The 7,538-nt window shown below is 67.5% G+C and carries 6 protein-coding genes and 1 pseudogene; 3 read left to right on the top strand and 4 right to left on the bottom strand.

From position 1 onward, the window contains the following. Window positions 1–148: 148 nt before the first annotated feature. Complete coding sequence (gene htpX, locus CXG43_RS15810) at window positions 149–1,024, bottom strand: protease HtpX (RefSeq protein ID WP_101100769.1); 876 nt, start codon at window positions 1,022–1,024, stop codon at window positions 149–151. Window positions 1,025–1,117: 93 nt separating this feature from the next. On the opposite strand from htpX, the pseudogene gluQRS reads away from it, so the two are divergent. From gluQRS to phaR, 3 genes and pseudogenes are all read left to right on the top strand, one after another. After that, window positions 1,118–2,055 (top strand): annotated as a pseudogene (gluQRS, locus tag CXG43_RS15805) (tRNA glutamyl-Q(34) synthetase GluQRS). Continuing rightward, window positions 2,052–2,792 carry a beta-ketoacyl-ACP reductase gene (locus CXG43_RS15800; protein WP_101100767.1) on the top strand — a complete coding sequence of 247 codons (741 nt, stop codon included), beginning with the start codon at window positions 2,052–2,054 and terminating at the stop codon, window positions 2,790–2,792. Before gluQRS ends, CXG43_RS15800 begins: the two are co-directional and overlap by 4 nt. A gap of 207 nt (window positions 2,793–2,999) precedes the next feature. Then, entirely contained in the window at window positions 3,000–3,590 is a 591-nt protein-coding gene (gene phaR, locus CXG43_RS15795) for a polyhydroxyalkanoate synthesis repressor PhaR (RefSeq protein WP_101100766.1), read from the top strand. A gap of 83 nt (window positions 3,591–3,673) precedes the next feature. Here the strand turns inward: phaR and CXG43_RS15790 are convergent, their stop codons facing one another. The 3 genes from CXG43_RS15790 to mutL are packed head-to-tail and all read right to left on the bottom strand — an operon-like array spanning window position 3,674 to window position 7,412. Continuing rightward, window positions 3,674–4,615 (bottom strand): TraB/GumN family protein, encoded by a 942-nt coding sequence (locus tag CXG43_RS15790; RefSeq protein WP_101100765.1) that lies wholly within the window; start codon window positions 4,613–4,615, stop codon window positions 3,674–3,676. Continuing rightward, a complete protein-coding gene (locus CXG43_RS15785; RefSeq protein WP_101100784.1) occupies window positions 4,612–5,550 on the bottom strand; it encodes a DUF1684 domain-containing protein in 939 nt (312 codons plus the stop codon). The genes CXG43_RS15790 and CXG43_RS15785 overlap by 4 nt, the downstream gene beginning before the upstream one ends. 11 nt (window positions 5,551–5,561) lie before the next feature. Then, entirely contained in the window at window positions 5,562–7,412 is a 1,851-nt protein-coding gene (gene mutL, locus CXG43_RS15780; protein ID WP_101100764.1) for a DNA mismatch repair endonuclease MutL, read from the bottom strand. Between the last annotated feature and the right edge of the window lie 126 nt (window positions 7,413–7,538).

Here is a 7,538-nt window from a genome sequence, read left to right as displayed (position 1 = left end):
GGGCGTTGAGCGCCATGGATGGCGCGAAACGAGGCCCGCATGGACGCAGTTTTTGCCGTCCCCCGACCAGCCCCACCGCCCGGCCCAGACCAAGGCTGTTGCACTGGAGCCACCCGCGAGGGGGTCCCACCCGTTCGACCAACCGGATTCAGACCGCCGTAGAAGAACGCAGCGCGGCAATCCGCTCATCCAGCGGCGGATGGCTCATCATCAGCTTGCGCAGGCCCTGCCCCATGCCGCCGGCAATACCGAACGCAGCGACCTGGCTCGGCAGCGTGCTCTGCCCATGGTTGACCTTCAGCCGCTCCAGCGCGGCAATCATCTTCTGCCGCCCGGCAAGCTGCGCACCGCCGGTATCAGCGCGGAACTCACGGTGACGCGAGAACCACATCGCGATCATGGTGGCGAAGATGCCGAACACCATTTCCAACACGAACACGATCACGAAATAACCGATACCCCGCCCGCCGCCTTCGCGGTTGCCGGACATAGCACTGTCGATCACCCCGCCAACCACCCGGGCCAGCACGATGACGAAGGTATTGAGCACGCCCTGAAGCAGCGCCATGGTGATCATGTCGCCGTTGGCGACGTGGGCGATTTCATGGCCCAGCACCGCTTCGGCCTCGTCTTCGCTCATGTGGTGCAGCAGGCCGGTGGACACCGCGACCAGCGCCTTGTTGCGGTTGGCACCGGTGGCGAATGCGTTGATTTCCGGGCCGTCGTACACCGCGACCTCCGGCATGCCGATACCCGCTTCGCGCGCCTGGCGCTCAACGGTCTTCAACAACCAGCGCTCGGTATCGTTGCGCGGCTCGGTGATCACCACCGCGCCGGTGGAACGCTTGGCCATCCACTTGGACAGCAGCAGCGAGATGAAAGAGCCTCCGAAACCAAAGATCGCCGCCATGACCAGCAGGCCGCTCATCTGGCCGGGATTGACCCCCAGCACCGACATCACGATACCGGCAAGGACCAGCACCGCAAGGTTGGTAAGAAGGAACAGGGCTATGCGACTGAACATGGGGAAAGTTGGCTCTGGAGAGGGTAACGTTGCTAAATCTGCGGTGACTTCAGCTTGAATTCAAGCGCCAACCTGACCGACGATTCAGCCAGCATGACGTCCCCCATTCATTGCGGCCGGTTCGCGCCCTCGCCCACCGGTCCGCTGCACGCTGGCTCCCTGCTCGCCGCCTTCGCGAGTTGGCTGTCCGCCCGTCACCACGGCGGGCGCTGGCTGCTGCGCGTGGAGGACGTGGATCCGCCGCGCACCGTCCCCGGTGCAGCGCAGTCACAGCTCGCCCTGCTGCGCCACCTGGGCCTGCACCCGGATGGCCCGGTGCTGTGGCAGAGCCAGCGCGAGGACGCCTACCAACACGCGCTGGATGCCCTGCTGGCCAGCGGCCAGGCGTTCGCCTGCCATTGCAGCCGGAGTGAGCTGGCTGCCAGCGGCGGCATCCACCACCGCTGCGTTGCACGCCATGCGCGCCCGGATCCTGCCATCCGCCTTCGCGTAGCACCCGCCAGCGTGGTGTCGTTCGAGGACATGCTGCGTGGCCCACAGCAGCAGGACGTCCATGCCGATGTCGGTGATTTCGTCCTGCGCCGCGCCGATGGCTGCTGGGCGTATCAGATGGCCGTGGTGGTGGACGATGCCGCGCAGGGCATCACCGAGGTGGTGCGCGGGGCGGACCTGCTCGATTCGACCGCGCGTCAGATCCTGCTGCAGCGGGCACTCGGGCTGCCCACCCCCACCTATGGCCACCTGCCGCTGTTGCTGGGTGCCGACGGCCGAAAACTGTCCAAGTCCGAAGCGGCGCAGACGGTGCACGAAGGCGACCCGATGGCCGTGCTGCGGCAGCTCTGGCAACTGCTGGGACAGCCCGCCGCTGCACTGGCCGGCGCGGCCACGCAGGCCGACCTGCTGCAGCGGGCTGCGGCGGCATTTGATCGCAGCAGGGTGCCCTTGCATGACATTTCATCGCGGCAGGCGCACAGCAGCCCGTGATGTTGCAGAATCCCCCTTCCCCCCACGTTTACGGAAACGCAGCATGACTCCACGCGTCGCACTGGTCACCGGCGGCACCGGCGGCATCGGTACCGCCATCTGCCAACGCCTGGCCGACCAGGGTCACCGGGTTGCCACCAACTACCGTGACCACGCCAAGGCGCTGGCCTGGCAGCAGGCCATGGCAGCTCGCGGCTTGGCGATCGCGATCTTCCCCGGCGATGTGTCCAGCCCGGAAAGTGCCGAGGCGATGGTGCGTGCCGTGGAAGCCGAGCTGGGACCGGTGGAGATCCTGGTCAACAACGCCGGCATCACCCGCGACACCACCTTCCATCGGATGCGCGCCGAGCAATGGCATGAGGTGATCAACACCAACCTCAACTCGGTCTTCAACGTGACCCGTCCGGTGATCGAGGGCATGCGCCGCCGCGGCTGGGGGCGGGTGATCCAGATCAGCTCGATCAACGGCCTGAAGGGCCAGTACGGGCAGGCCAACTATGCGGCGGCCAAGGCCGGCATGCACGGCTTCACCATCTCCCTGGCGCGCGAGAATGCCGGCTTCGGGATCACCGTCAACACCATTTCCCCGGGTTACGTGGCCACCGACATGGTCATGGCGGTGCCGGAGGAAGTACGCGCCAAGATCATCGCCGATATCCCGACCGGGCGGCTCGGAAAGCCGGAGGAAATCGCTTACGGCGTGTCCTTCCTGGTCAACGACGAAGCGGCCTGGATCACCGGCAGCAACCTGGACATCAACGGCGGCCACCACATGGGCTGGTGACCACCGCCCTGACTGCCCGCGCAGTGTGGCGCTCGCCGCACGCGCGGGGCCCGACAGGCCGTACCGCAGCGAAAATGCTGCGCAACATGAAAAGCCTTGCTGCGCAACATGATCGGCCCCGCAGGGCCCGCCACAAGGGCTTCCGGGCGTTGCAACGGGTGCTGCGCTGCGCCATGCTGGGCGTCTACTGTGACGAGTGCTTGCTTCATGGCTGCTACCCGCATCATCAAGAAGTATCCCAACCGCCGTCTGTACGACACCGAGATCTCCAGCTACATCACGATAGAGGATGTGCGCCAGTTGATCCTGGACGGCGAAGACTTCGAGGTCCGCGACGCCAAGAGCGGCGATGACCTGACCCGCTCGGTCCTGCTGCAGATCATCGCCGACCAGGAACAGGACGGCGAGCCGATGCTCTCCACCCAGCTGCTCAGCCAGCTGATCCGCTTCTATGGCGATTCCCTGCAGGGCTTCATGGGCAATTACCTGGAGCGCAGCATGCAGGTGTTCCTGGACCAGCAGCAGCAGTTCCGGCAGCAGATGGGCAACCTGCTCGGGCAGACGCCGTGGGCGATGATGAACCAGCTGACAGAACGCAACATGGAGCTGTGGCAGGAGTTCCAGCGCAGCATGGGAAGTGGCTTCGGGCCGCGCCCGGGCGGCACCTCCACCGGGACCGGTCCGCGGCCGGGCAGCGCGCCGGGCGGTGCCGCGCCGCGTTCGGGCAGCGGTCCCGGCGCTGCGCACAAGCCGACCGAAACCGCCGGCGGCACCGGCGGCAAGGGCCGCACGCGCTGATCCCGGCGCGGCCGCTGGCCTGATGCAGAACGGCGCGCCCTTGCGGACGCGCCGTTTTTCGTTACCGCACCAGCAGCCGGCGCTCAGCGCTTGGCGCGCACCCGCTCCACCTTGTAGCCCTTGGCCTTCAGCTTCTCCACCACGCCATCGCTGCCCAGCAGGTGCAGCGCGCCCACCACCACCAGCGTGCCGCCCTGCCCGGCCTGCAGGTGCGGCTCCAGCTTCGGCAGCCAGGCATCGTTGCGGTCGCTGTTGATGCGCTGATAGAGCTGCGGATACTGCCGCTTCATGTCCACCGCCATGCGGTTCCACATCAGCACGTCGTCGCCGCGCCGCCACGCATCGTGCAGCGCGCGGATCTCGGCATCGCCCTTGTCGGATTGTTCCAGCGCTTCTTCCACCATCTGCCGCTGTTCGGCGATGCTCATGCCGGCCAGCACGCCGATCTGTGTATTGATGGTTTCCAGGCCAAGGATCGGTTTTCCCGCCTTGGCGGCCCGGTCCATGAAGTGTTTGTCCAGCCCGAGCGCGGGGTCCAGCCCCATTTTCTGCATCTGCGCGATGCTGATGCTCAGCCCGACGAACCACGGCTTGAGACCCTGCATCTGCGCCAGCGGCAGCGGATTCTTCGTGGCGTATTCCTGCAGCCTGGCCCAGGTGGCATCGCCGAGGTCACGGCGCAGTTCGCTGCCATCGGTGCGCATTGCCGCCTGCACCATCCTGCCGGCCAGCTCCGGTGATTCCATGTCCTGCGCCGACAGTTCGAACACCACGCGCTGCGCTGCGTCGAAGGCGTTTTCAGCCTCGGCGGCCAGCGGGTAATCCTCCGGTCGCAGCAGGTGGAACGAGCCCAGCAGATAGACGCGGGCATCACCGGCACCGGTCACCTTCCACAGCAGCGGCACCGGTGCGGTGCGCGTGGCCGCCGGCTTGGGCGCGGCCACCGGCGTTGCCGCGATGGTGCTGAAGGCCGCAGCGAGCAGCAGCAGCGGGGCGATCATCCAGCGGGAGACGGAACGCTTCATGGCGCACTTTCCTTGGGCGGGTGGTAGGCGCGTTCGCCGGCCTCGATGCGCAGGTCCAGCCGGTTTTCCGGCGGTGCCAGCGGGCAGGTCGCGAACGGAGTGAACGCGCAGGGAGGATTGTAGGCGTGGTTGAAATCCACCAGCACATGGCCGTCGGCGCCGGGCGGGTCGGTGTCCAGGTAGCGTCCGGCCGGGTAGCTGCCGTGGCCGCTGGTGCGGTCGGCAAAGATCAGGAACAGTGGTGCACCGGGCTCGGCAATGGCCTCGACCCGGTAGGTCGTACCGTCATGCTTGAACTCCACCAGCCCGGCGTTGGGCATGGCGGTGGTCAGGCCGGTGATATCCACGATCGGCAGCGTTTTCCCGGCCGGGTGCGGCAGGAAGCGCGCGCGCACCTGCCACTGCGGTCCTCCCGGCCAGTAGTCCAGCCCGGTGAATCCGCTGCGCGAGGTGGCGTCGGCATGCTTGATGCGCAGCGCGAAGCGCTGTCCGCGCTGCAGCAGGCTGAGCTGCCCCTTGCCGTCATCGAAGGCGATGCGGGTGGGCTGCGGGTCGTGGTCGCTGTTGAACGCGATCGGTCCGGTCACCGCCGCCCCGTCCACGCTCAGCGGCACGCCGCGTTCGGGAGTGAACGACCAGCGCTGCCCCTGTCGGCTGACCATGCCCAGCTTGTCCGGCCCTGCGGCCAGGCGGATGCCACTGCCCGGCCCACGCCCGATGTAATGCGCCTTGTGCTCCAGCCAATGCAGGCCGACCAGCGCGGTCCAGCCATCCGGCGCGGTCAGCTCCTGATAGCGCTGCATCCGCCACTGCTGCTGTTGCCGTGCAAAGACCGGATCTTCCTGCACAGCCGGCGCCGCCGCGGGTGCCTTGCCATCACAGCCGCTCATCGCCAGTGCCAGCATCAGTCCGGCGCTGCTGTACCCCTTCCCCATGATCATCCCCTTCACCGTCCGCGCAGGAACCAGCGGTCGATCTCCGCCAGCGAAAAACGTGCCCAGGTCGGGCGCCCGTGGTTGCACTGGCCGGAGCGCTCGGTGATTTCCATGTCGCGCAGCAGCGCGTTCATTTCGGGCACCGTCAATCGCCGGTTGGCGCGCACCGCGCCGTGGCAGGCCATGGTGGACAGCAGTTCATCGCGCGCGGTGGCCACGCGCCGCGACTGGCCGTGTTCGCGCAGGTCGCCCAGTACGTCGCGCAGCAGGCCTTCCGGCTCGGCGTTGGCGAGCAGTGCCGGGATGCTGCGTACATGTAGCGCGCCGGGGCCGGCACGGGTCACGTCGAAGCCCAGTGCGGTCAAGGTCTCCGCCTCGCGTTCGGCGGTGTCGGCCTCGCGTTCGCCCACCGCCAGGGTGATCGGTACCAGCAGTGGCTGCGCATGCAGGCCGATGCCATCGTGGGCATTCTTCAGCCGTTCGTAGCCGATGCGCTCATGCGCGGCGTGCATGTCCACCACGATCAGGCCTTCGGCATTTTCGGCCAGGATGTAGATGCCATGCAGCTGTGCCACCGCGTAGCCCAGCGGTGGCACCCCGGCATCGGCGCTGGTCACCGGCAACCCACGTTCGGACGGCATCGGCGGCAGCGATTGCTGGCTGCCGGCAGGCCCGGCGTACAGCGCGGCGTAGGCCGCCGGCGCATCGGCCACCTGCAGGCCCAGCGGCGATTGCTGCGCGCCCCAGTTACCGTAGCCTCCACCACCGCCTCCGCTGCCCGGCTGGCCGCTTGACCATGGCGTCATCGCCTGCGGAAGGGCCTGCGCTTCGACACCGGCGCCGATCTCATGTGCGGCCATGCCGGCGCGGGTATCGGCCAGTGCGTCCTTCAGGGTGCGGTAGACGAAGTCATGCACGAGGCGCGAGTCGCGGAAGCGCACCTCGTGTTTGGCCGGGTGCACGTTGACATCCACCCGCGTCGGATCCAGTTCCAGGAACAGCACATACGCCGGCTGCCGGCCATGGAACAACACGTCGCCGTAAGCCATCTTCACTGCGTGCGCCACGCTGCGATCACGCACCGAGCGGCCATTGACGTACAGGTACTGCTGATCGGTGCTGGCGCGCGAATAGTGCGGCTGTGCGATCCAGCCGTGCAGGCGCAGCCCGGCACCGCTGTGGTCCACGCGCACGGCCTGGTTGGCGAAATCCTCGCCCAGCGTTTCCCCCAGGCGCGCATCCGAGTAGAGGTCGCCGGGTTTGTAGCGGCGCGAGGCTTTGCCATTGTGCGAAACGCGCAGTTCCACATCCGGGCGAGCCAGCGCCAACGAGCGCAGCCATTCTTCGATGTGCCCCAGTTCGGTACGCTCGGCGCGCAGGAACTTGCGCCGCGCCGGCACGTTGTAGAACAGTTCGCGGACTTCAACGGTGGTGCCCGGCGCATGCGCGCGCGGCAGCACTTCGCCCAGCTTTCCGCCTTCGATCTGCAACGCCGAGCCGTGCTCGTCCTGCGCGCGCCGGGAGGCGAGCGTGAAGCGGCTGACGGAGGCAATGGACGGCAGGGCCTCACCCCGGAAGCCAAGCGTAGCCACCGCTTCGAGGTCGTCCAGGCTGGCGATCTTGCTGGTGGCGTGGCGGGACACCGCCAGCGGCAACTGCTCGGCAGCGATGCCACTGCCGTTGTCGCGGATCCGGATCAGGCGCACGCCGCCTTCTTCCAGTTCGATATCGACGCGGGTGGCACCGGCATCGATCGCGTTCTCGACCAGTTCCTTGACCACCGAAGCCGGCCGCTCGACGACTTCGCCGGCGGCAATCTGGTTGATCAGGATCTCCGGCAGCGGACGGATGGTAGCGCTCATGCGCGTGCCCGCCTGCAGGCGTGGAGCACAGTGCGGATGGAGTGGGAAACAGAGGCTGACTTCATCCGCCGATGATAGCGGATGGGCGGCTCCGGCCGCGCCGCGCCGGTAGTGACGGCCGCTGTG

This window comes from Stenotrophomonas sp. Bg11-02 (assembly GCF_002836635.1).
Classification (GTDB): domain Bacteria; phylum Pseudomonadota; class Gammaproteobacteria; order Xanthomonadales; family Xanthomonadaceae; genus Stenotrophomonas; species Stenotrophomonas lacuserhaii.
Note: the sequence above shows the minus strand (reverse complement) of the source record. Positions and strands in the feature narration are given on the sequence as shown.

Coding starts and splice junctions, on each gene's coding strand:
- mutL (WP_101100764.1), bottom strand. CDS start 7,412: ATGAGCGCTACCATCCGTCCGCTGCCGGAGATCCTGATCAACCAGATT.
- CXG43_RS15800 (WP_101100767.1), top strand. CDS start 2,052: ATGACTCCACGCGTCGCACTGGTCACCGGCGGCACCGGCGGCATCGGT.
- htpX (WP_101100769.1), bottom strand. CDS start 1,024: ATGTTCAGTCGCATAGCCCTGTTCCTTCTTACCAACCTTGCGGTGCTG.
- CXG43_RS15785 (WP_101100784.1), bottom strand. CDS start 5,550: ATGGGGAAGGGGTACAGCAGCGCCGGACTGATGCTGGCACTGGCGATG.
- CXG43_RS15790 (WP_101100765.1), bottom strand. CDS start 4,615: ATGAAGCGTTCCGTCTCCCGCTGGATGATCGCCCCGCTGCTGCTGCTC.
- phaR (WP_101100766.1), top strand. CDS start 3,000: ATGGCTGCTACCCGCATCATCAAGAAGTATCCCAACCGCCGTCTGTAC.